The organism is Clostridium sp. TW13 (genome assembly GCF_024345225.1).
In the GTDB taxonomy this organism is placed as follows: Bacteria; Bacillota; Clostridia; order Clostridiales; family Clostridiaceae; genus Inconstantimicrobium; species Inconstantimicrobium mannanitabidum.
On sequence record NZ_BROD01000001.1, the window covers coordinates 4,232,573 to 4,256,110 of the forward strand.

The following is a 23,538-nucleotide window of genomic DNA, read 5'->3' on the forward strand; positions in this document are numbered from 1 at the left end:
AACAGAAGTTTAGGAGAAAGTTATGATGATCAATAAGTTAGATGAATTAATGCAAAACAAAAAAATAGCATCATTTTATATGGATGAAGAAGACATGGAGAGATTTGCAGTTGGGTATGTTGTAGCTGCTAACGATGAATATTTTATACTAGCAATGATTTCACCATCAGGACTATGTGATGGATTTAAATTAGAGCAAGTTAGTAGCATTATAAGAATCAGAGTAGATGGAAAGTACGAAAATAAAATACTGACATTAGCAAAATATCATAAAACAAAGCACGAAGAGATTATTTTCAAAGAAGATAATTTTATATCTGAATTTCTTATATTCGCGAAGACAAAAAGTTATATAGTTTCTTTAGAATTATTAAATTGTGGTTTCTATGATGTCGTAGGATATGTTGAAAAAATTGAAAATGGTAGTTGTGTTATAAGAGAAATAGATGAGTACGGTGAAGAAGACGGAGTAAGCACGGTTGAGCTACAAGATATTACCCAAATATCCTGTAATTCTTTAGAGGAATCTAAGTTGAAAATTTTGAACAAGATGCAATATTAATTTTTAGGGAGGTATAAAATGAGATACTTTACTGATGAACTATGGACTAAAATAAATAGTGAGTGTAAAGAAGAGCGAGAAAAAGCAAGTTTACAGTGGTATAAAAATGCTGAAGAATACTCTAAAGTATTTAAAAATGTGGAAAAGTTACTGCCTAAAAAGTTTATAAAAATATATAAGCAACATAGTTTTCATGATTACAATCTAAAAAGAATTGAAGTGATTCATGGTAAGCAAGGCTATATAGATCCAGTAGCGGTAAGTATATTTGTAGAAGAAGCAGGAGAAGTGTGGAATATAACGTATAAAAAAATAAAAAAAATATTAATTAATTATGAGCAGCAACCAGATGTGTTTGGTAAGAAAAGGAGGACGTATGAAGGTTTTGATACCTATGGCTATGATGAGTTTTTTCAAGTAGATGAAAAAACATTATCCCATGAAATACTTTTTGCATCTGGAGCAACAATTTTAATTCATTTTGAAAAAATCTCAGTTAATAAAATAGATAGTTAACAAAGAATAAGATGTATGTATAGGGGGAACATGATGAAACCAAGGTTAAACAAAGGGGATAATAATATTTTCGATTATGTACTAGATGAGAAATATCAATGGTGTTATATAATACTAGTATTTGTAGCTATGGGGATTGGAAAAAGCTTAGGGTATGATACTATTATAACTGTGTTAGGTTCGCTAACGATAGTACTAATTGTTGGATTAATATTTCAAATATTAAAAAGAAATAAGAATATAAAAAATTTATTCGTATATTTATTAGGTAGTATTTTTGGGGCGTTTTCAACGTATTTGATGTATTTATTCAAACAATATGATAAACAAAATAATGTATATATGTGTGTCAAAATAATTCAAGTATATCTTTCTGTATTGGCCTTGTTATTTGATATAGGAGGTATTATTTTTGTATTGAAATCACCTAGTAATAGAGAAAAAAAAGTTGGTATGATAATATCGATGATAGGTCTTTCACTTATAGCAATATTAGCGCTAGTGTTTTTGCCACCTAAAGGTTATTAAAATTAAATTAGCTTTAACAATTAAAAAATGAGTATTAATAGATAAAATACGTAAGGCTATATTGGAAGTAAATAAGTTCTATTAGTGAAGAATGGACGAGTATTTAAAATTATGAAAAAAGCAAAAAACTCTTAAGCTGATAGAGATTTTAATTTTATAAGAATAAACATAAAGATTTTAAAGTTAAGGGTGTTTATATTGATTTTAAATTAAGCATTTAGTGAGGAAATTGTATATGGCAAGCAATCAGAATAAGTACATAAGCATGGAGGAGCTTCAGAACAAGTGGTTCTTTTATGTTGAAGATATGAAAATTCCAGATGAAGATATAAACACTATAAGGCCTCTTTCTAAGGAATATAGCAGCTTAATATGGAATGAGAATATAAGTAGTCTCAAACATCATTTTGCTTTATTTAGAGAAGAAGAAAAGCAACTATTGCAATTAGAAAAAGTGGACTATGATTGGCAAGAAGATTGGAATAATGACCAGTATGATAACTTAAAAGAGTATTTAAGCAAGAACATTCCATATATTACTAGTGATAAAATCATAGTCTTTTGGCAAAAGCAAAGTTCAGTAGAAACAGGTTGGGAGATTTTTCTAAAGCATTGGCCTAATTTCTTATTTGAGGATGAAGGGGTAGTATTAATGAATAAGACAAATGATAATATATTGTTGTTTACTTCTGATGGGAGACTACAAATGGGAAAGAGACTATTAAGGAGCAATATTTTATGAGTATAATATTAGGAATTATTATGTCAAAGGATTGTAAAATAAGCTTATATTAAAAAAAATGTTGAGTGGTGGTATGAAATGTCAAGGGATAAATGGAGATTTATAGATAAACCCAATATAATGGTAATTACTACAAAAAGTATTATTGATAATAAAATTGCAATCTTATCAGTTTGGCATGATGCAGATGATGGTATGTGGCAATTTCTTGATGGTACAGATGTTAATGAAGATGATGCAATACTAATAAGCTTAGAGAACATAGTGAACATTGATAATTCTGTTAATGAAGTTTCTAATCTTCCACTTGGTTGGGTTGCATGGAGAGAAGAAAAGGGTTTTGAGTGGAAAACACAAAGTGAAATATAACTTTTTATCGAATCCTACTGGAAAGGAGATTGAAGAGTTCATGAAAACCGATGGAGAAATAAAAGAAGCTATGGGTGTTCTTTACAACAAATAGAATAGACTTATTAAAAGATAGACTACTACACCGTTGATATTGCAAACGTGTAGTAGTTTTTTTATATAAAAAATTTTAAAGTACATAATTTTATATGCTAGTCTATTTATTTTGATAAATCTAATAAAATTTTACAAAGAATATATTGACAAGAAAAGTAAATGGAGTTAATATATCATCATACGATATATCGCTTGACGATATATTGAGAGGCGATATAAAAAATATACCAATCAGTTTCGTAGGAAGTGAATTTAATGAATGAAGATTTAGAAAAACACATTCCATTAACAGAGAGTACTTATTATATTTTACTATCCTTAACTGAGTCTATTCACGGTTATGGGATAATGCAGAAGGTTAATGAGATGAGTGAGGGCACAGTAAAACTTGGACCAGGGACCTTGTATGGAGCTTTAGGAAAGTTGAAGAAGGAAGGTTTTATTGAAGAAATTGCAGATGAAACTGATTCAAAACGAAAGAATTATGTGGTTACTGATTTAGGAAAAGAACTAATGGAGATTCAACACCATAGACTTAAAATCTTATATGAAAATAGTGCAAAGATATTTGAGGGGTAGAGTAGGTGAGCAGATGAAGTATTTCAGATTTTTTAAGATGTTTTTAGCTTGGAACTATGAGAAAGAAGAAGAATGGCTAAGAGAAATGAGCAAGAAGGGATTTGAATTTGTAGATACAAAGTTACTAGTTATATATAGGTTTAGAAGTGTGGAGCCTAAGGATGTAATTTATAAGCTAGATTATAATCCTTGGTGGACCAAAGATGGAGATAGTTATTTAAGTTTCATTGAAGAATGTGGTTGGACATACAGCTATAGTCAACTTGGATGGAATTATTTTAAATGTGATGCAGATAAGTGTTTATCTGAAGAATTGTACAGCAGTCCAGAGGATAAGGCTAAGATTTTAGGAAGACTTAGAAAGCTAACAACAGTATTTACTTCAATAGAAGCTATATTACTAGCTTTGACTATAATTTTAAGGATACTGGACAATGAGAAGTTTTCCATTGGATTCTTAATAATGTGGGCTTTAATAATATTAGAGTTTACAGTGATAAATGTAAAATTATATTCAGCATATAAAAAAAAGAAAAAGGGGTTATAGGAGGTTGTTATTATGTTAGAAGTAAAGAACTTAGTAAAAGAGTTTAAAGAGAAAAAGGGCGTAAAGAAGGCAGTAGACAATGTAAGCTTCAATTTGGATAAGGGCGAAATTGTTGGACTTCTTGGAGAAAATGGTGCAGGAAAGACTACAACCATGAGAATGATATCTACAATGCTTACTCCAACTAGTGGAACAATAAATGTTAATAATTTTGATGTTATGAAGAATCCAGCAGAGGTGAGAAGAAATATAGGTATACTTTTTGGTGGAGAGGTAGGAATCTATGATAGATTGACAGCAAGAGAAAACATCAGATATTTTGCTGAACTTAATGATGTTAAGAAGGAAGAAATTGAAGGCAGAATAAATGAGCTTGTAGAAGATTTGGACATGAAGGAATACGCAGACAAAAGAGTTGGAAAGTTCTCAAGGGGAATGAAACAGAAAGTTTCTATAGCAAGAAGTATAGTTCATTATCCAAGTATAATGCTTTTTGATGAGCCAACTACTGGACTTGATGTTACTGCAGCAAGAACTATTCATGATTTTATTAGAAAGTGCAAGGAAGAAGGAAAGACTATACTTTTATCTAGCCACTCTATGAAGGAAGTAGAGAAGCTTTGTGATAGAGTTATAATCATACACAAAGGCAAAATTGTAGAAGAAGGTACTATTACTGGACTTAAAGAAAAATACAATAATGATGACTTAGAAGAAGTATTTGTAAACTTAATTAAGGAGGCATAGAATCATGAATCATTTCGTAACAGTTTTAAAGAAAGAATTAATAGATATATTAAGAGATAAAAAGACAATAATACTTGGAATATTACTACCTATATTACTTTATCCATTGATGACATTTGGATTAAGTAAACTAGCAGAAAGCAGTATGAGCACAAGTAATAAAACTTTTACTGTAACAATAAAGGATGAGGGGAAATCATCTGTTAGAGATTTATTAAATCAACAACAACAAATTAAAATTAAGATTAAAGATTTTAGTGATGCAGAAAAGTCATTAAAGGATGGAGAAACATCATTAATCATAGAAGTGCCAAAGGCTTTTGATGAGAGTGTAAGTAAGGAGCAACAGGCTAAAATTAAGTTAACCTATGATGATAAATCACAGGATTCATCCATGTTAAAGAGCACAGTTTCAAATATGCTTAGTGAATACAGTCAGCAGTTAGCAGTAAAGAGATTACAAGCAAAGAATATAGATGCTTCAATATTAAAACCATTTAATGTAGAAAATAAAAATATATCAGAAATCAAATCAGGAAATGATGCGCAAACAGGAATGGTACAAGGTATATTAATGATGCTTCCATCAATATTAGTAATTCTTATACTAGCACCAACAATGGGGATAGCAGTAGACCTTTGTGCAGGAGAAAAGGAAAGAGGAACTATAGAACCTTTATTATCAACAGCAGTAAGCAGAATATCAATAGTATGGGCTAAGATAGTCGCATTGGCAATCATAGGCATAATAACTTTAAGCTGTACATTAGCAGCTATGGGAATATCTTTCAAGATGATGCTTAATGGCTCTGAAATAGCCTTTGTTAATGCTAAATTCTTATTACCTATAGGAATAGTATGTCTATTCTTAATTTTAACTGTAGGTGCTTTACAAATAGCTTTAAGTATTTATGCAAGATCAATAAAGGAAGCCAATTCATATTTATCAGGAGTTTATATGGTTGCCATGATTTTATCTTATGTGCCATTTGCCTTTGATGCAAAGAGTATAGCAATAAAATACTTCCATATTCCAATAATGAATACAGTGTGCCTAATGAAAGAATTAATGGCAGGAATTTTTAGACTTGACCATTTTGTAATAGTTATATTGTGGAATATGGTTTATACAGCCTTAGCAGTATTATTTGCAAGATATATGTTCTCTAAGGAAGAGGTTGTATTTAGATCTTAATAAGTTTAAAAGGGTTGCCACTGAATTTGCGTAAATACAAATTCAGAGCAACCCTTATTTTTTATAAGTTATTCTTCCATAATCCATGTATGTTGCAGTATTCATAGATTTCAGCTTCACCTTTATAACTGAAAACTGCTTCTGGTTTTGATCCTGGCACTAAGGCAACTCTGTCAACAGTATCTGCTGTAACCATAGCAATCCACTGAATATAGTGTTCATCTAACATTGGATGGCCTACAGAGCCAACCCTTACAAACACCTTATCATCTCTTCTTTCAGCAACAGGTACATGCTTTTCTTGTGCACCATCTGAAGTGTTGGCTTCAAGTTTTTTCATGGGCTTACCGCAACAAGATAAGGTTCCGCCACCTTCGTTAATAATCTCAACTATATTTCCACATAACTCACAACGGAAAAAAGAAACTGTATTTTTCATATTAATAACCACCTTTCAATAGTTTGATTTTAAAAATAAAAACTTAAAATTATTTACTAAGTATAATATGCCACTTCAATATAAAAAATAAACAAAAATTGTTGACAGGCTAAATCCAAAGGATTACAATTAATTAAAATATTATAAAAATAAAGCAAAGAAGAGAAAGAGTAAAAATATAATTCTTTTTCAGAGAGCTTCTGGTTGGTGAAAAGAAGCAAAGAAGATATTTTGAATACGTCTCAGAGCTAAACACCAAAATCTTTATGAAAGTAGGCTGTTTTCGGAATCCTGCACCCGTTATAGTGCTAGAGTATCATAATAAAAATATTATTATCGTACTTGATAAGGTTAATTGTGGTGACACAGTTAATAAACTGAGGTGGTAACGCGTGATATACTCTCGTCCTCTAGAATTTCTAGAGAACGGGAGTTTTTTTATTTGCTTTAGGCGTCTAAAAATAAATAATAACTCCAAATTTGCTGGAAATGATTATTTTTTTGAAGAGGCATAATAACAAGGAGGAAATAAAAATGGTAGAGTTAAAAGAACAATTAGAAATTATGGCAAAAGGTGCTGACGAGATAATAGGCTTAGAGGATCTTGAAAGTAAACTAAAGAAAAGTATAGAGAATAATAAACCATTAACAATTAAACTAGGCTTAGATCCATCAGCTCCAGACATACATCTTGGTCATGCTGTGGTGCTTAGAAAGATTAAACAAATGCAAGATTTAGGTCACAGGGCAGTTATAATCCTGGGGGATTTTACTGGTATGATTGGGGACCCTACAGGAAAAAGTAAAACAAGAAAGCAATTAGACAGAGACAAGGTTTTAGAAAATGCTAAGACTTACAAAGAGCAGTTACTAAAGATATTAGATCCAGAAAAAACTGAGGTTAAGTTTAACAGTGAATGGTTATCAAAGCTTAATTTTGCAGATGTTTTATCACTTGCTTCAAAATGCACAGTGGCAAGAATGATGGAAAGAGAAGATTTTAAGAATAGATTTCAAAATGGGCAGAGCATAGGAATTCATGAATTTTTCTACCCATTAATGCAAGCTATGGACTCAGTTGAGTTAAAAGCAGATATAGAATTAGGAGGAACTGATCAAAGATTCAATTTACTAATGGGAAGAAATCTGCAAAAGGAATTTCAGCAAGAACCTCAGGTAGTAATGATGATGCCACTTTTAGAAGGTACTGATGGTACGGATAAGATGAGCAAGAGTCTTGGAAATTACATTGGTATAGAAGAAAGTGCTATAGATATATTCAACAAAACAATGACAATACCAGATGATATGATAATAAAATACTTTCAATTAGCTACAGATGTGCATCCAAGAGATATAAATGTAATAAAGGAAAGACTAGAATCAGGAGAAAATCCAAAGAACATTAAGCTTGAACTAGCTAGCATTATTACAGAAATATACCATGGAAAGGACAATGCAGAGGAAGCTAAACAAAATTTTATAAAGGTATTTGAAAAAAAGCAAAACCCTACAGAAATAAAAGAAGTTGAATTATCAACTGAAGATGATTTACTAGCAGCTATGGTCAAAGGTAATTTATGTGCAAGTAGAAGTGAAGCAAGAAGATTAGTTGTTTCAGGAGCTGTAAAAATTAATGATGAAAAAGTGGAAGATTTTCTTAAAATTCAGTTAAAAAATGAAGATATAATTAATGTAGGAAAATTTAAGTTTATAAAGGTAATTAAGAAATAATTAAAGGACAAAGAAAATTTTTATATCATTAAATATAAATCCCTTAATAACCTTAAACACTTAGGGGTACAAAAAGAGATTCTACCAATAATATAACTAAAGTAATATTGTTGGGGATGATAGCTATGCAGATGTATATTCTTATGATGATAGCAGGATTATCTTTAGTTAGTTCTTTTTATGATAGCTTATATGCAGATGATCATAAACAAGATAAAGAAAAAACAGTAAAAGATTTAATTGAAAAGCATAGTTATAAAGAAAAACAAAAAGATGTTTTTTGTTTTGATCATGACAGTGGGTATATTTACCTTGATTCTCTTTATGATATAACCAAATATTTTTGACAAAAGTCAAAAGGAGTACTTTATGAAAAAGGTACTCCTTTTTTAGGTACATTGAAATAAAAAATAACGCAAAATATGCTGTGAATATTTTTTCAAAATGCCTTGATTTTTAGTTAATAACAAACAAAACTTTCAATTCTGTTAAGATCAAGTCCAAAGTAAACCCACTTGAAGAACATAAATCTCCAACCAGCAATAGAGTACCTATCTACATGAGTTATATATGCCCAATAGGAACGACCGTTAGTTTGCCATATATAAGTGAATTTAAATCTGCAAGGTGCTATAGATTTTGGACCTACAGCTTTTATTATAGGTGCGTTAGTTGCACCAAATCCCTCCTTTGATGGTATAAAAGGTGGAGGGGCTTGAGGGGGAACGTTAACTGCAGGAGGTGGTGGGAAGTTTCCTGGAAAGTTAGGAAAGCCACCTTGGCCTGGAAACTTTGGTGGAGGTCCTGGAGGTTTAGGCGGACCACCTGGATGTTTAGAAGGTCCTCCTTGGCCAGGAAACATGCTTCTGTTTTCTCTTGTTTCGTCCATTTCCTCTTCATCCACATAAATTGGAGCATAAGTATATGGGATATCTACTTCATACTCACCTACAGCATCAAAATCTTGGTCTTCGTTGAATATAGTAAAATTGTTGTGGAAGCTAAATCTGTTATCATCATCGTAAATAGTCATTCTTAGACCTCTAAAAATTTTTATATCTATATATAAATATGAGTTTTAGTATAAAAAGTTACTATTATTCATTTTAAAATAAGTATAATTGCATATATCCCATTGACAAAACCTAGGGTTATAGATAATAATAAAGTAGACTTCAATAGGACAACGAAGTTGCAAAAAAAAGTTATATACAAAGATTTGTAATTCCACAGGTTATAAATCTAAGGAAAAACTCAATAAGCAAGAAGGAGCTTTAATTCTAAATTGTGAGGGACAACCTCCGATGCAAATAAAGGATTTAAAGGGAACTTCAAAGTGTATCCCATAAAGATACATAGTGTAAACTTTAAAAAGTTTCAAGGGAAAAAGTAGTGTATGTTGAATTGACCGTACACTACTTTTTCCATAAACAAAAATATTTACTGTTGAATTTCCATTAGGCGTCTGAAAATAAATAGCATGTAGATTTATTTATTTTTGAATATGCCTTATTAAAGAATAACAGGAAACAAAAATATACTTGACGTATATAGTGTTTTAAAATACAATGAAAAGTAAGAAAAAAGAAGTTAAAATACACTTTAAATTGGTCCTGTGAGGCCAGAAAGGAGTATGTGCAATGATAGGTTTTAATAAATTATCATGCAATATTATAGATTTGTTTAATAAGCTACTTAGCTTTAGATATGAAGGACAAGAGGGGATTAATACCATTAATTAATCCTCTGGTGTCCTTTTCTCATATATAGCTTTGTGAAATTAGACCTTTTTATAAGTGTATTTTGCTTTATAGTTTTAAGGAGGACATTACTATGAAAGCAAAACTTATTTTAGAAAATGGAGTGACATTTGAAGGTAAAGCCTTTGGATATTTAGAAGATACTGTGGGTGAAGTAGTATTCAACACAGGAATGACAGGATATCAAGAAGTACTTACAGATCCATCTTATTATGGGCAAATCGTAACAATGACATATCCGTTAATAGGAAACTATGGAGTAAACCTAGAAGATGGAGAGTCAAAATCACCTAAGGTAAAAGGATTTATTGTTAGAGAAAAGTGTGACAATCCTAACAACTTTAGATGTGAGTTAGAAATAGATAATTATTTAAAACAAAACAAGATAATAGGCCTTGAAGGTCTTGATACCAGAGCATTAACAAAGATTTTAAGAAATAGTGGAACAATGAGAGGGATAATAGCTTTAGAAGAATTATCAGAAAAAGAAGCTATGTCTAAAATCAAAGAGTTTTCTAATGTTGATGCAGTTAAAACTGTTACAACTAAAGAAGTTTATGAGGTAGCAGGTAAGGGAAAACATGTAGCAATAATGGATTTTGGAATAAAGAGCAACATTATAAACAGTTTTGTGAAAAGAGATTGTAAAGTTACTGTATTCCCAGCAGATGCAAAAGCAGAAGAAATATTAGAAGTAAATCCAGATTTAGTATTCTTATCTAATGGACCTGGAGATCCAGAAGATGTAGTTGGAGCAATAGAAGAAATTAAGAAAATAGTTGGAAAGAAACCTATAGTAGGTATATGTCTTGGTCACCAACTTATAGCTCTTGCTCTTGGTGGCAAAACTGCCAAACTTAAATTTGGTCACAGAGGTTGTAACCATCCAGTTAAAGATTTAGTAGGAAATAAGGTGCATATAACTTCTCAAAACCATGGATACTATGTTGAAACTCTACCACAAGATGTAGAGGTGACTCATGTAAATGTTAATGATGGAACTGTGGAAGGAATGAGACACAAATCATTACCAATATTCTCAGTACAATTCCATCCAGAAGCATGTCCAGGACCAAAGGACAGCGATTATATTTTTGACGAGTTCATGAAGTATTCATTATAGGAGGGGAAGAGAAATGCCATTAAATAAAGATATTAAAAAAGTATTAGTTATAGGATCAGGTCCAATTGTTATAGGTCAGGCAGCAGAGTTTGACTATTCAGGAACACAAGCTTGTCAAGCATTAAAAGAAGAAGGAGTAGAGGTTGTTCTTATAAACTCTAACCCAGCTACTATAATGACTGATAGAGAAGTTGCAGATAAAGTATATATAGAACCATTAACAGTAGAGTTTGTTGAAAAAGTTATTATACAAGAAAAACCAGACAGTATTTTAACAGGAATGGGTGGTCAAACAGGACTTAACCTTGCAGTTGAATTACATGATAAGGGAATCTTAGAAAAGCATAATGTTAAGGTAATCGGAACCTCTATAGCTTCAATTAAAGAGGGAGAAGATAGAGAACTGTTCAGAGATATGATGAACAGAATAAAGCAACCAGTAATACAAAGTGAAATCATAACAGATATAGAATCAGGAGTTAACTTTGCAAACAAGATTGGTTACCCAGTTATAGTAAGACCAGCTTATACCTTAGGGGGAACTGGTGGTGGAATTGCTGACAATGAAGAAGAATTAAGAGAAACTCTTGAGTCAGGAATACAATTAAGTACCATAGGCCAAGTTCTTCTTGAAAAGAGTGTTAAAGGCTGGAAAGAAGTAGAGTACGAAGTTATGAGAGATAGCTTTGGAACTTGTATAACAGTATGTAACATGGAAAACATAGACCCAGTAGGAATACATACTGGAGACAGTATAGTTGTTGCCCCTAGCCAAACTTTATCAGATAAAGAGTACCAAATGCTTAGAAGTGCATCTATAGATATAATCAATGCAGTTGGAATTGAAGGTGGATGTAACGTACAATTTGCACTAAATCCAGATTCTTTTGATTATGCAGTAATAGAAATCAACCCAAGAGTTTCACGTTCATCAGCTCTAGCATCAAAGGCTACAGGTTATCCAATAGCTAAAGTTGCTGCGAAGATAGCCTTAGGTTATGGACTTGATGAAATAAAGAATGCAGTTACTCAAAAGACTTATGCCTGCTTTGAACCAACTCTTGACTATGTAGTTTGTAAGATACCAAAGTGGCCATTTGATAAGTTCACAGGGGCAGATAGAGAACTAGGAACAAAGATGATGGCAACAGGAGAAGTAATGGCTATAGGAAGTAACTTCGAAGCTGCTTTCTTAAAGGGAGTACGTTCATTAGAAATAGGAAAGTATTCTTTAGAACATAAAAAATTCAGAGAACTTAGTATCAGTGAATTAAAGAGAAGAGTAATGTCACCAGATGATGAAAGAATCTTTGCTTTAGCTGAAATGCTAAGAAGAGATTACAGAATGGAGAAGGTTGCTCAAATTACAGGTATAGATATGTTCTTCATCAAGAAGTTCAAGGGAATAGTTGAAGAAGAACAAAGATTAAGATTAAGTCACATAGATAACCTAGATAAAGAATGGTTATACAAGCTTAAGAAACAAGGTTTCTCAGATAAGGCAATAGCAGATATGCTAAGAGTGTCACCAGAAGATGTATATAGATTGAGAAGTATTTGGAATGTTAAGCCTGTATACAAAATGGTTGATACTTGTGGTGGAGAATTTGAAGCACTATCTCCATATTATTACTCAACTTATGATCAATATGATGAAGTTGAAGTATCAGATAAGAAGAAGGTTATGGTTATAGGTTCAGGTCCAATAAGAATTGGTCAAGGAATAGAATTTGACTATGCTTCTGTTCACTGCGTAATGGCTTTAAGAAAGCTTGGTATTGAAACAATTATAGTAAACAACAATCCTGAAACTGTAAGTACAGACTTCAATATGTCAGATAAGTTATATTTTGAACCACTTACAGAAGAAGATGTATTAAATATAATTGACAAAGAAAAGCCAGATGGAGTAATTCTACAATTTGGTGGTCAAACTTCAATAAAGCTTGCTGAATTCTTAAAAGAAAAGAAAGTAGTAACTCTTGGAACAACTGCAGATCAAATTGATATGGCAGAAGATAGAGAAAAGTTTGATGAACTTCTTGAAAGACTTGGAATAGCAAGACCAAAGGGTAAGGGAGTTTGGAGCTTAGAAGAAGGATTAGAAGAGGCTAGAAAATTAGGTTTCCCAATACTTGTTAGACCATCCTATGTTTTAGGCGGACAGGGAATGGAAATAACTCATGATGAAGAAGAGTTAACCTTCTACCTAAAGAATGCTTTTGAAAAGGACCATAAGAACCCAATATTAATTGATAAGTACTTAATGGGTAGAGAAATAGAAGTAGATGCAATCTCTGATGGAGAAGATATATTAATACCAGGAATAATGGAGCATCTTGAAAGAGCTGGAGTTCACTCAGGGGATAGTATAACTATGTATCCAAGCCAAAATATTTGTGAAAATATTAAGGCAAAGGTATTAGAATACACTGAGAAGTTAGCACTTGGTATAGGAATAAAAGGTATGATAAACATACAGTTCATAGAGTTTGAAGGAAGTCTTTATGTAATAGAGGTTAACCCAAGAGCATCAAGAACCGTTCCATATATCAGTAAGGTAAGTGGAGTTCCAATAGTAGATATAGCAACAAGAGTAATGCTTGGAGAAAAGATAAAGGATATGGGATATGGAACTGGAGTATACAAAGAACCAAATTTCGTATCAGTTAAAGTTCCAGTATTCTCAACTCAAAAGCTACCAAACGTAGAGGTATCTCTTGGACCAGAAATGAGATCTACAGGAGAAGTTCTTGGTGTAGGAAGAAATATATTAGAAGCTCTATACAAAGGCTTTGTAGGGGCTAATATGTACTCTCTACCAAAGAAAAAGATACTTGCAACTGTAAATAAGCATGATAAAGAAGAATTCTTAGAAATAGTTAGACCTTTAGGTGATTTAGGTTATGAATTCATAGCAACAGAAGGCACAGCTGCTTTATTAGCAACTGCTGGTATTGAAGCTAAGGTGGTAAGAAAGTTAAGTGAAGATCACCCTAATATAATGGATGTTATAAAACATAACGAAGTAGATTTAGTTGTAAATACTCCAACTAAGGCTAATGATTCTAAGAGAGATGGCTTCCATATAAGAAGAGCTGCTATAGAAAGAAATATTGGAGTTATGACAGCACTTGATACCTTCAGAGCTCTTGTAAATGTTAAAAAGAACGGAGTAGAAAATGTAGATGTTCCAGTATTTGATTTAGCTGCTGAAAATAAATAATAAATCTAATATGCGTAGCAGATAAAATACGTATTTTTTACGGATGCTGTAGCATAATAAAATTGCCCTATGTATAATTTATATAAGTATAGTAAAAATCCTGAGGCTGTGTATAGCTTCAGGATTTTTCATTATAGGAAACTTATAGAATTTATCCGATAGCTAGCATCCGTAACACTCCAACTTCTTTAAGTTGAAGATAACGGCTGCACGCTCCTGGATAAGTTCAACTAAGATTCAGATGGGGATATACCCCACCTGAATCAAGTTTTACTTGATAAGCTCAAGGATTATACATGATAGGATAAGTATTTTTTTATGATATTTATGTGCATAAAATGCTATAGAAACTTAAAAAGTGTTATTATAAAATATAAATAAGTTATTAATGTAGAAGGGCTGATAACAGTTAGGATAGGAGAGGGTATTTTGAGAAGGATAAAAAAGAATGTAGTTATTATAATGATGTGTGTAATTACTTTTGGATTGATTGGGTGTGGGCAAAAGGATTATAAATTTACAATGGATTTAACAAAAGGCGAGAAAGATACTCAAGTGGTTAAAGTCGTTATATCTGATACAATACAAGAACCTATGGATTTAACAGCTACAATAGAACAGGCTTTAAATAAATCTTTAGAATGGTATAATGCAGGTAAAATAACAGCAGTAAGAGATATTGGAGATGCTAATCAAGGCAAAGTACTTAATGGTTACATAGATCTTCAGAGTGAAAATTATAAAGTACAAATTCCTGTAGTTTTTAAGAATAAAAAAGCGTATGCATATGATTTAGATAAGGTTGATATGCTAGATAATAAGTCTTCACGCTTAGTCATAGAAAGTGATGAGATTAAAGGTGTGCTTGATACAGTGAATCAAAATATAAATAGCAAAAGGTAGTGAATTAAGAGTGATTTTAGCAGAGTGAAGTTTGTTAAAGTCACTTTTTCGTTTGTTAAGAATAGATTTAAAAAAAATATAGAAATATGTATTGACTATAAAACATATGTTCGACTATAATTATTATAACAAACAAATGTTCGAGATAAAAAGTAGGAATATATTTTTAAAAGCAAGAATATAAATAATTAAAAAATAAACTTAGGGGGTAATTTTTATGACAAAGAATTTGGGAATATTCGTAAAGATTAATTATAAATTAGATGAGGAAAGTAAAAAGAATATAAGAGAAAAGAATGTAAAGAATAAAGAAATGAGCCTTTCAAAGTATTTATGGTGTGGAGGAACTTACAATAAAAATGGAGGAACTCTGATTTTTCAAGCCAATAATCTAGAAGAAGCTCAACGTATTGTAAGTGAAAATCCTTTTGTTAATACATCAAGCTACTCCTTTGAGATACTAAGCAGAAATAAAATAAGATTAGGTTGCTAGTTAATAGACAGTATATTCAATATTAGATATAACTAAAGAAAGGTTATTGGCTAAGTTAATTAATGAACCTTCTTTCTCTTTTTCATTACTTCTAATTATCCTTATAGTTGGTCGTAATGGATATTCAGGAAAAGTATCTTCTACTACAGCAATATCTCCATTACTTAATCTAACCAAAGTTCCTTCAGGATATGGAACTATTACCTTAGAAAATGTTTGAACAACATTATAGTCAAACATAGAATACACATTGCCAATTATATATTCAAAAGCATAATTTGGTGATAGAGCTTTTCTGTAAGGTCTATCAGAAGTTAGGGAATCGTAAACATCAGCCACAGAAACAATTCGAGCAAGTTTATTTATTTTATCTTCTTTAAGCCTATTAGGGTATCCCAACCCATCATATCGTTCATGATGTTGCAATATTACCATTTTAGCACTAGCTGATATGCATGAAGAATTAGAAAGATAACTATAACCTTTTTCAGGATGCATCTTCATTGCACAATATTCTTCATCAGTTAAGGCACCATTTTTAAGTAATATACTTTTAGAAATAAATATTTTGCCTATATCATGTAATATAGCTCCTACTGTAAGGTTTAGCAATTCAGATCTAAGTAATTTCATTCCTAAGCCAATTACAACTGATAAAATGGCAACATTAATACAATGTTGATATGTATAATTGTCCATGCTTTTTATGTCAACTAAGTTAACCAAAAGCTTGTCGTTGCATAATATGTTGTCTAGTAATTCTTCTGCCACTTCTTGTATTTGCATAATGTAATTATCTTGTTGCTTTAATAAATCATCGTTATTTGCAAAAGCATCTTGGTTATTGCTTGCAGAGTTATAAAGTTGCTCAATGTTTTTAAATGAATTCTTAATCGCCAGAATGGATTTTTGTTTCAACTCTGGTTTAATTATATCTTCAATTTCTTCCGAACTGTATTTATCTACTATATATATATATTTTATATATATACTTTCTAATTTTTTCAAAAGTGTTTCAGTAAGTAGTACTCCCTCTTTTAATAAAGGAAATCCATTATCGTCATATATAGTTTTTGCTAAGTATGTGTTTTCTCGAACACATTCTATTGGAATCAATCGCATATCTACACCTCACTATGGAAAATCAACATCAGGCATATGTATTTATTTTTTTGAAGATGCCTTATATAGTATTAATTATAATTATAAAAGAAAATATTAATAATATAAAGAAAAAACAGAAAATTATTATGAAGAGTATGAATAATTGATATATAATATAATCTATAATGGTATTTTAAAAAGTTCTTAGACATCTGAAAACAAGCAATAAGTTAGAGTATTGGGTGTGTATAGACTTATTTATTTTTGAAGATGTCTTAATAGTAATGGAGTGAGAAAGATGAAGTTAGAAGACTTAAGAAATATGCCTATAGGTTTTTTTGATTCAGGAGTAGGTGGGCTAAGTGTTATGAGGAAGGCTATAGAATTATTACCGAAAGAAAATCTAATATATTACGGAGATTCTTTAAATGCTCCTTATGGTGTTAAGTCTGTTGAAGAAGCTAAAAGGTTAACTTTCAACGCAGTTGAATTTTTATTAGATAAGAAGGCTAAAGCTATAGTTATAGCTTGTAATACAGCTACATCAGTAGCGATTAAAGATTTAAGATCAAAGTATAAAGATATACCTATAATAGGAATAGAACCAGCTGTTAAACCAGCAGTTGAGCACCATAAAAGAGGAAAGGTTGTTATAATGGCTACTCAATTAACCTTATCAGAAGATAAGTTTAATAATTTATTGAACACTTGTAATCAAGAAGTAGATATAGTACCTATGCCATGTTCAGGTCTTGTAGAGTTTGTTGAAAAAGGAATACTTGAAGGAAATGAACTTAAGGAATTTCTTGAAAACAAGTTTAGGCCATATAAAGATGACATAATAGAAACTATAGTTTTAGGATGTACTCATTATCCATTCATAAAGGAAACATTAAGAAAGATAGTTGGACCAAGTGTTAACATTATAGATGGAAGTGAAGGAACCGTAAGACAGCTTATAAGAAAGTTAGATGAAAAGTCCTTGCTTAAAGAGGAAGATGGAAGAAAAATAGAAATATATAATTCACTAAATACCAAAGAAGTGATAGATCTTAGTTATTCACTAATTAAATAATTCACTAATTAATTGAAATAATATATAATTCAAATATAGATAGTCAATACTAATATACAAGACTAAATAAAATTAGATTTAAAAGGAGAGTTTAATATGAACCCTATAGTTACAATAAAGATGAAAAATGGTGGAGCGATTAAAGTAGAGCTTTATCCAGAAATAGCACCAAATACAGTTAAGAATTTTGTTAGCTTAGCTAAAGCAGGATTTTATGATGGGTTAATTTTCCACAGAGTAATACCTGGTTTTATGATTCAAGGGGGATGCCCAGAAGGTACTGGTATGGGCGGCCCAGGATACTCAATTAAAGGAGAATTTACAAAAAACGGCTTTGATAATAACTTAAAGCATACAAAGGGTGTAATTTCAATGGCTAGATCAATGGCCTTAGATTCAGCAGGAAGCCAATTCTTTATAATGGTAGCAGATGCTCCACATTTAGATGGTCAATATGCTTCTTTTGGAAAGGTTATTGAAGGAATAGAAGTTGCAGATCAAATAGTTTCAACAAAAACAGATTATTCAGATAAACCATATGAAGATCAAGTTATGGAATCAGTAACTGTTGAGAATGCAGATGAAATTGGAGAACCAGAAAAAATAAAGTAAGGAATGAGAAATGAGAGGTGTTTTTTATTGTTAGAAAATCGCAAGGCATTACTCACTTATGGGTTAAGTGAAGAAGAAATCAAAAAGATATCTTCAAATGGAGCTAAAGTCATTATGATACAAGAAGATATGGCAGAAATGAAAATTAAAGATATATTAACTGGTTTTAAATTTGCTATATCAGATAAAGTATTACCAAAGGAGAAAGTAATACTATTTAATAGTTACAATGATAAAGATATCAAAAGTAGTATAACGTATATAAAAAAGACTATTCCAGATGCAATAATGGCAGTAGTAACAAATACTTCAAGTCAATGGACTTTTAGTTATTTATTAGATCATTTAATTGAAGAAAGAGAATGGTATAAGAGTCAGCAGAAAGGATGATATAAAGTGAGCAGAGTTGGGGAGAAAATCAAAGACGCAAGAATTAAAGCCAACATAACACAAAAAATTTTGGCTAAAAAATTAGGTGTAGCTGAGAAATATATTAATGATGTAGAGCTTGGAAGAAAGATTATAAATGAATCATTTATACAAAAAGTAGAAAAGGCTTTAAATGTTAGCTTAAATGATGTAAGCATGGTAGCAACAGATGAAGACCTACAAAAGGAAAAAGAAGAACTTAAGATAAGTGTTCATGAAAAGAAACAAAAGAATGTTGAAGTAGATGATGTGTGGAATCAAGCGTTTGCTTCAGTGTTGAAAAATGTTCCAGTATATGATTCTAGCTTAAAAAAGGTTCTTGGTTCTAGGCAATTAGCCATAAATCTTAACAAGATAGAAGGAATTCCACAGGATAAAGCCTTTTATGTAAAAGTAGACAATGATGACATGATAGGATATAGAATACAAAGTGAAGATTTAGTATTATGTGGTCATGTGAAAGAGTTTGATACAACTGGTATATATTTATTAGAACTAAATGGTGAAGTTGTTATAAGACAGTTAAAGAGATTAGATAGTGCAAAGGCATTAATTTTAAGCAATAAGGGAACTGTAAAGACTGAAACTGCAAACTTTAAAGAGATTAAAGTTTTAGCAAAGGCAGTAAAGATTGAAATTAATTTGTAAAATATTAGCTAGATGAGAGTGAAGGTTCTTATCTAGCTTTTTTTTATAGTTTATTCGTAGCAGTTTTTCTTGCAAAATAAGTTGCAGGAATTCTAATTGGTATAACAATAGAATATATAGTTATGAAGACAAATTCATTTGGGGTGGGACACATTAAGGATAAATTTGAAGGATTAATTAACATATTACTTAATTCCGCTCAAGGACTAAAAGAAAAAATAATAAAAGTGTCAGCTAAGGAGATTATTAACACAGGACAAATAGAGGTTGTAGTTTTGTTTGGAAATAACAAAGAGAAGGTGGCTCAATCTGCACAAAAAAATGGAGTTAAGTTTGAAGATTTAGATTTTGGGTTTGGGATATTAACCTTACCAGCAGCAGAAATAGAAAAGATAAATCTTATTGAAGGAATATCATATGCTGAATTACCTAAGGCGTTATTCACTTCTGATATTAACAGCAATAAGGCGTCATGTATTCCTCAAGCTTGGGATCGATATGGGCTATCCGGTGAAAAAATACTTGTAGGCTTTGTTGATACGGGAATTGATTATCTTCATCCAGCGTTTATGAATACAGATGGAACAACAAGAATAGAGTTCATTTATGATTTGACTGATAACTCAAAGGTGTATACTAAAGAACAGATTAATGCAGCAATAAAAAGCAAAAATCCTTTAAGTATAGTAATGGCAGATGACCCTGTTGGACATGGAACACATGTGGCTGGAATAGCTTGTGGAGGTGGAAACATTCCATTAGAGAATAGAGGGGTTGCATATAACAGTTCTATAGCAATGGTGAAAACTACAAGGTATGGTAATGCTAATTATGCTTTAAGCACACAAATAATGAGAGGAATAAAGTTTCTTATTGATAAGTCTCAAGAATTGAACCAACCTACTGTTATAAATATAAGTATGAGTACAAACGATGGAGCACATAATGGTACAAGCTTATTAGAGCAGTATATTCAAGTTATGAGCAGCTTAGAACTAGTAACTATAGTTATAGCTACAGGTAATGAAGGAGAAGCAGCTCATCATGCTGGTGGCATAGTAACAAAGGAGTCTATCAATATAGATTTTGCAATAGCAGCAGGGGAGAGCGGGGTAATCCTACAATTATATAAACCTGTATTAACACAATTATCTTTAGAAATAGTATCACCAGAAGGGAACAGAAGTGGCAGTATAAGATTAGCAGAAGGACTTAATCAAGTTAGAATTGGACAGAATGTTGGATTGATTTATAATACAGGACCAAAACCATTCGATATAATTGGAGAAATAGTAATTACCTTATTGCCTATAGGAGAAACTTTTGAGCAAGGAGGAACTTGGTCTCTAAGAATAACCAATGAATCAGAATATACAGGAGAATATGATTTATGGATGCCAATCAGTGAGGGGCTTAGTCCTGACACGAAGTTTTTACAACCTAATGTATATAATACCTTGGGGATACCAGCAACAGTAAGAGGTGTGATATCAGTGGGAAGTTATGATTATGTAACCAATGTTATTTCAGCTTTTTCAGGAAGAGGACGCTTAATTCAACTTAATGGACAGTTTAAGCCGGATTTAGTGGCACCAGGAAATGCTATAATATCTGCTGTGCCTGGAGGAAGTTTTGATGTTAAATCAGGTACATCTATGGCGACACCTCATGTGACTGGTTCAGCTGCTTTATTAATGGAATGGGGATTGGTAAAAGGAAATGACCCATTTTTATATGGAGATAGACTAAAGTATTATTTGATAAAAGGTGCAAGGAGAAAGAGATTAGATGTGCTTTATCCAAATCCTAATTGGGGATATGGAGAATTATGTGTGGAAGAAACTTTAAATTTATTAGCTCTGAATTTGACTAGGGATATAGATGAATATAGGGGATGTGTAGATAAAGAAAATAGAGTGGAATATAGTTTTGGCAATATATATGTGAGACTTCCAAGTTCTTATGTATTAGGTAAAAACTAATTTATAGTGTATATGTTAGCTGAATTATGTTTAAAAAGGGCAATACATTTTTAAAAAAAGATGAATTAAGGGAGGCTAAAGAGCTTCCCTTAATTCATCTTAGAACATAGTTTGATTAATAATTAAACTCCCTCATAGTTAAATGGGGGTATAAAGTTTGTATCTGAAGTGCCCTCATCTTGAATGAAACCATTTTTTACTCCAATAGATAAAGCATAATCAATTAGTGAATCATAGTGCTTAGGATTTAAAGTTTTGTTTATCTCAGGGTAGTTACATGCTTTGTTTAAAGGAGTGTATTGATTCATTATGCTTATAAAAATAGAATCACTGAAATTTTTATATAGGGTATCTATAACTTTTTTTGAATCAAATAAAAGTCCAGGCAGCATAAGATGACGTACAATTACCCCTTTTAGCATTATGCCGTTATCATCAAATTGTGGAGTGCCAACTTGTTTAAGCATTTCTCCTATGATTTTTAATACATTTTCTTTATAGTTAGGGGCTGAAGAATACTTAGTGGAGTATTTATCGTCAAAGTATTTGAAATCAGGTAGATATACATCTACAAATCCATCTAGTTGTTTTATAGTATAAATAGAATCATAACCATTAGTATTGTATACAATAGGAAGATCCAACCCTTTACTTCTAGCAATTTTTATAGCTTCTATAATTTGAGGGACAAAATGTGTAGGAGTAACTAAATTAATATTATGTGCACCTTTACTCTTTAGTTCTAAGAAAATTTCACTAAGACGTTCTATGGAAACAGAGCGTCCAGTACCTTCTTGGCTTATCTCGTGATTTTGGCAGAATACACATCTAAAATTACAATTAGAGAAAAAAACAGTTCCAGATCCATTTTTGCCTGATATGCAAGGCTCTTCCCATTGATGAAGAGCGGCTCTTGCTATTACAATTTCATCTGTTGAACGGCAGAAACCTATTTTTCCAGCAGTTCTATCTATATTACAATTCCTTATACATAAATTACAATTCTTTAACAAATTCATATTATCCAAATTAAACACCTCAAAAAAGATTATATCATTTTTTCTGACTTGGATGTTTAAAATAAAAGTACACGCACTGAGATACAAATATTAAACTTAGTGTACCGAATACAGGGTATAATGTTGATATTAAGTTAGAAAATCCAATTTGTGATACAGGAATAGCTATTAGTATAACTAAAAAAATAGCTTTTTTATAATCAATATGGAATGCACTGTCTAAAGTTTTGCTTATAGAATAAACGTCAGATACTTCAGTAGAAAACATTTCGCACCAAATTATTATTAGAAGAATTCCTTGGATCAGCTTACCAAATCTATCAGCTACATAAAGTAAAGGAATCTCATACTTAAAAATATAAGGTTGATTTGTCATAAGCATTGTATTTATCATTAAACATAAGAAAGTAAGACCAATTGAGCCTAAAATAATTCCTAAAATCATATTCTTTGAATTTTTAATTTCAGTACTTAATGGTACCAGTACCCCACTACAACAGGTTAAGTTAAAACCTACGTATATTATTGTGGAAAATGCTAAACCTGATGGCTTTTTTGGAGGTATACTTTTTAAATATTCAAATGATATTGTGTTACCTTCTAATAGTGCATATAACATAAAAAGACTAAAAATAACTATTAATAAGGAAGGCACTATTAAGGAATTAATTTCTATAAGACCAGAAGTACCTCTTAATAAAGTGGCTAGAGCGATAGTTGCCATAATAATTGTTCCTACTATTTTAGGTAGTCCAAAGAATTGATGAAGTAGAGCACCACTGCCTGCTAAAATTATAGAAGCTGAGGATATTAAATATAGAGTAGTGATAGTTCCTGTAACCTTACTAAAAAAATTTGGACTTACAGTATACATAAGTTCACTATAGGATTTTAAGTTATGTGCAGAACTTATTTTAGTTACAATTGAGCATAAGGCAATATAGAAAATTCCACAGAATAATATACCTACGAAACTTTTATATCCATATGATGTAAAGAATTGTGTTGTTTCTTTTCCAGAGGCAAGCCCTGCTCCAACTATTGTTCCAATGAAAACAGCGGCAATTTGAAATATTTGTCCTAACTTTTTTTCCAAAAAATCAACTCCCA

At 31.3% G+C, this 23,538-nt stretch carries 25 protein-coding genes and 1 other annotated feature; of the genes, 20 read left to right on the plus strand and 5 right to left on the minus strand.

The genetic code is table 11. The features are described from left to right. Nucleotides 1-22 precede the first annotated feature (22 nt). The 9 genes from OCU47_RS19690 (at nucleotide 23) to OCU47_RS19730 (ending at nucleotide 5,881) form a co-directional block, all read left to right on the plus strand. Nucleotides 23-562 (plus strand): hypothetical protein, encoded by a 540-nt coding sequence (locus OCU47_RS19690; RefSeq protein WP_261830274.1) that lies wholly within the window; start codon nucleotides 23-25, stop codon nucleotides 560-562. An 18-nt stretch (nucleotides 563-580) separates the two neighbouring features. After that, nucleotides 581-1,078 carry a hypothetical protein gene (locus tag OCU47_RS19695; protein ID WP_261830275.1) on the plus strand — a complete coding sequence of 166 codons (498 nt, stop codon included), beginning with the start codon at nucleotides 581-583 and terminating at the stop codon, nucleotides 1,076-1,078. 33 nt (nucleotides 1,079-1,111) lie between these two features. Continuing rightward, entirely contained in the window at nucleotides 1,112-1,606 is a 495-nt protein-coding gene (locus OCU47_RS19700; protein WP_261830276.1) for a hypothetical protein, read from the plus strand. A gap of 235 nt (nucleotides 1,607-1,841) precedes the next feature. Further along, entirely contained in the window at nucleotides 1,842-2,348 is a 507-nt protein-coding gene (locus OCU47_RS19705) for a DUF2947 domain-containing protein (RefSeq protein WP_261830277.1), read from the plus strand. 78 nt (nucleotides 2,349-2,426) lie between these two features. Continuing rightward, nucleotides 2,427-2,717 carry a hypothetical protein gene (locus tag OCU47_RS19710; protein WP_261830278.1) on the plus strand — a complete coding sequence of 97 codons (291 nt, stop codon included), beginning with the start codon at nucleotides 2,427-2,429 and terminating at the stop codon, nucleotides 2,715-2,717. Nucleotides 2,718-3,068: 351 nt separating this feature from the next. Next, nucleotides 3,069-3,392: a PadR family transcriptional regulator gene (locus OCU47_RS19715; RefSeq protein WP_261830279.1), complete on the plus strand. Its 324-nt coding sequence runs from the start codon at nucleotides 3,069-3,071 to the stop codon at nucleotides 3,390-3,392. 13 nt (nucleotides 3,393-3,405) lie between these two features. Beyond that, nucleotides 3,406-3,939, plus strand: a complete 534-nt coding sequence (locus OCU47_RS19720; RefSeq protein WP_261830280.1) for a DUF2812 domain-containing protein — start codon at nucleotides 3,406-3,408, stop codon at nucleotides 3,937-3,939. 12 nt (nucleotides 3,940-3,951) lie between these two features. Continuing rightward, nucleotides 3,952-4,686: an ABC transporter ATP-binding protein gene (locus OCU47_RS19725; RefSeq protein ID WP_261830281.1), complete on the plus strand. Its 735-nt coding sequence runs from the start codon at nucleotides 3,952-3,954 to the stop codon at nucleotides 4,684-4,686. 4 nt (nucleotides 4,687-4,690) lie between these two features. Beyond that, entirely contained in the window at nucleotides 4,691-5,881 is a 1,191-nt protein-coding gene (locus OCU47_RS19730; protein WP_261830282.1) for an ABC transporter permease, read from the plus strand. 61 nt (nucleotides 5,882-5,942) lie between these two features. Here the strand turns inward: OCU47_RS19730 and OCU47_RS19735 are convergent, their stop codons facing one another. Continuing rightward, nucleotides 5,943-6,320: a desulfoferrodoxin gene (locus OCU47_RS19735; RefSeq protein ID WP_261830283.1), complete on the minus strand. Its 378-nt coding sequence runs from the start codon at nucleotides 6,318-6,320 to the stop codon at nucleotides 5,943-5,945. 148 nt (nucleotides 6,321-6,468) lie between these two features. Next, nucleotides 6,469-6,734, plus strand: a binding site (T-box leader). A gap of 120 nt (nucleotides 6,735-6,854) precedes the next feature. Between OCU47_RS19735 and tyrS the strand changes: the two genes are divergently transcribed. Continuing rightward, a complete protein-coding gene (tyrS, locus tag OCU47_RS19740) occupies nucleotides 6,855-8,054 on the plus strand; it encodes a tyrosine--tRNA ligase (RefSeq protein ID WP_261830284.1) in 1,200 nt (399 codons plus the stop codon). Between the two features lie 125 nt (nucleotides 8,055-8,179). Continuing rightward, the gene (locus tag OCU47_RS19745; protein ID WP_261830285.1) at nucleotides 8,180-8,401 is read left to right on the plus strand and encodes a hypothetical protein; all 222 of its coding nucleotides are present in this window, start codon (nucleotides 8,180-8,182) and stop codon (nucleotides 8,399-8,401) included. Nucleotides 8,402-8,514: 113 nt separating this feature from the next. Here OCU47_RS19745 and OCU47_RS19750 read toward each other — a convergent pair whose 3' ends face one another. After that, nucleotides 8,515-9,087 (minus strand): hypothetical protein, encoded by a 573-nt coding sequence (locus tag OCU47_RS19750; RefSeq protein WP_261830286.1) that lies wholly within the window; start codon nucleotides 9,085-9,087, stop codon nucleotides 8,515-8,517. 800 nt (nucleotides 9,088-9,887) lie between these two features. Between OCU47_RS19750 and carA the strand changes: the two genes are divergently transcribed. From carA to OCU47_RS19770, 4 genes are all read left to right on the plus strand, one after another. After that, nucleotides 9,888-10,937 (plus strand): glutamine-hydrolyzing carbamoyl-phosphate synthase small subunit, encoded by a 1,050-nt coding sequence (gene carA / locus OCU47_RS19755; protein ID WP_261830287.1) that lies wholly within the window; start codon nucleotides 9,888-9,890, stop codon nucleotides 10,935-10,937. A 13-nt stretch (nucleotides 10,938-10,950) separates the two neighbouring features. Beyond that, nucleotides 10,951-14,163, plus strand: a complete 3,213-nt coding sequence (carB, locus tag OCU47_RS19760; RefSeq protein WP_261830288.1) for a carbamoyl-phosphate synthase large subunit — start codon at nucleotides 10,951-10,953, stop codon at nucleotides 14,161-14,163. A 429-nt stretch (nucleotides 14,164-14,592) separates the two neighbouring features. Continuing rightward, a complete protein-coding gene (locus OCU47_RS19765; protein WP_261830289.1) occupies nucleotides 14,593-15,066 on the plus strand; it encodes a hypothetical protein in 474 nt (157 codons plus the stop codon). Nucleotides 15,067-15,283: 217 nt separating this feature from the next. After that, nucleotides 15,284-15,559, plus strand: coding sequence for a YciI family protein (locus OCU47_RS19770; RefSeq protein ID WP_261830290.1), 276 nt, complete (start codon nucleotides 15,284-15,286; stop codon nucleotides 15,557-15,559). Here the strand turns inward: OCU47_RS19770 and OCU47_RS19775 are convergent, their stop codons facing one another. Beyond that, entirely contained in the window at nucleotides 15,560-16,681 is a 1,122-nt protein-coding gene (locus OCU47_RS19775) for an HD-GYP domain-containing protein (RefSeq protein ID WP_261830291.1), read from the minus strand. It abuts the gene before it with no gap. Nucleotides 16,682-16,961: 280 nt separating this feature from the next. Here OCU47_RS19775 and murI point away from each other — a divergent pair, with 280 nt between their 5' ends. The 5 genes from murI to OCU47_RS19800 all read left to right on the plus strand — a co-directional run bounded on the left by murI (nucleotide 16,962) and on the right by OCU47_RS19800 (nucleotide 21,409). Next, a complete protein-coding gene (gene murI / locus OCU47_RS19780) occupies nucleotides 16,962-17,738 on the plus strand; it encodes a glutamate racemase (RefSeq protein WP_261830292.1) in 777 nt (258 codons plus the stop codon). Between the two features lie 96 nt (nucleotides 17,739-17,834). Continuing rightward, nucleotides 17,835-18,350 (plus strand): peptidylprolyl isomerase, encoded by a 516-nt coding sequence (locus tag OCU47_RS19785; protein ID WP_261830293.1) that lies wholly within the window; start codon nucleotides 17,835-17,837, stop codon nucleotides 18,348-18,350. Nucleotides 18,351-18,377: 27 nt separating this feature from the next. Next, the gene (locus OCU47_RS19790) at nucleotides 18,378-18,740 is read left to right on the plus strand and encodes a DUF3783 domain-containing protein (protein ID WP_261830294.1); all 363 of its coding nucleotides are present in this window, start codon (nucleotides 18,378-18,380) and stop codon (nucleotides 18,738-18,740) included. Nucleotides 18,741-18,746: 6 nt separating this feature from the next. After that, entirely contained in the window at nucleotides 18,747-19,427 is a 681-nt protein-coding gene (locus OCU47_RS19795; protein ID WP_261830295.1) for an XRE family transcriptional regulator, read from the plus strand. A gap of 122 nt (nucleotides 19,428-19,549) precedes the next feature. Continuing rightward, nucleotides 19,550-21,409, plus strand: coding sequence for a S8 family peptidase (locus OCU47_RS19800; RefSeq protein ID WP_261830296.1), 1,860 nt, complete (start codon nucleotides 19,550-19,552; stop codon nucleotides 21,407-21,409). Nucleotides 21,410-21,531: 122 nt separating this feature from the next. On the opposite strand, the gene OCU47_RS19805 is transcribed toward OCU47_RS19800, so the two are convergent. Then, nucleotides 21,532-22,437 carry a radical SAM protein gene (locus OCU47_RS19805; protein WP_261830297.1) on the minus strand — a complete coding sequence of 302 codons (906 nt, stop codon included), beginning with the start codon at nucleotides 22,435-22,437 and terminating at the stop codon, nucleotides 21,532-21,534. Between the two features lie 25 nt (nucleotides 22,438-22,462). Further along, entirely contained in the window at nucleotides 22,463-23,524 is a 1,062-nt protein-coding gene (locus OCU47_RS19810) for a YkvI family membrane protein (protein WP_261830298.1), read from the minus strand. Nucleotides 23,525-23,538: the final 14 nt, after the last annotated feature.